This window comes from Rhizobium freirei PRF 81, assembly GCF_000359745.1.
Taxonomy (GTDB): domain Bacteria; phylum Pseudomonadota; class Alphaproteobacteria; order Rhizobiales; family Rhizobiaceae; genus Rhizobium; species Rhizobium freirei.
The window spans coordinates 1-669 of record NZ_AQHN01000045.1; the positions used below are offsets into that span (position 1 = coordinate 1).

At 58.1% G+C, this 669-nt stretch carries 2 protein-coding genes; both read left to right on the forward strand.

Annotated features, from left to right (window positions below):
- Positions 1–91: 91 nt before the first annotated feature.
- Positions 92–469, forward strand: a complete 378-nt coding sequence (gene tnpA / locus RHSP_RS08555; RefSeq protein WP_004126183.1) for an IS66-like element accessory protein TnpA — start codon at positions 92–94, stop codon at positions 467–469.
- A partial coding sequence (tnpB, locus tag RHSP_RS08560; protein WP_037150619.1) for an IS66 family insertion sequence element accessory protein TnpB occupies positions 466–669 on the forward strand: 204 nt, incomplete at its 3' end. The genes tnpA and tnpB, both read left to right, overlap by 4 nt.

Here is a 669-nt window from a genome sequence, read left to right on the forward strand (position 1 = left end):
ACGCCGAGGACCGCCTTGCTTTGTCACGGTGATAGCGATGTTTTGCTGAGGTGAGCGGTATCGCCACGTTGCTAACAACGAGGATAACGACGTGTCTATCCATCAGCTTGAGATTTTGGCGGGCAGTATGCGGCGCCGGAAGTTCACACGAACTTCCAAGGAATCGATCGTTTCGGAGACGCTGACTGGCGAGATGACGGTGACGGAGGTTGCGCGACGTCACGACGTTGATCGGTCACTGGTTTATCGGTGGCGTCGTGAGCTTGGTGTTGCAGAGAGAGCGGAAGAGCCGCGCGCCTTCGTTCCGGTGAAGGTACAACAGGCGCCGGACTCGGCAATGGGAATGCCGGCTGCGACGGCGTCTTCTGCGATCGAAATCCATGTTGGCCGGGGCCGGTCGGTGCGGGTCACTCGTGACTTTGATGCCTCGACGTTGTCGCGCGTGCTTGATGTGCTGGAGGGACGATGATCCCGATCAGTTCGAACGTCAGAGTGTGGATTGCCAGCGGTCACTGCGATATGCGCAAGGGTATGCAGGGGTTGGCTCTCATCGTGCAAGAGGGGCTTGGCCGCAATCCGTTCCAGGGCGACGTTTTTGTTTTCCGCGGGAGAAATGGTCGATTGATCAAGGCCCTATGGCATGACGGTGTCGGACTATCGCTTTATGCC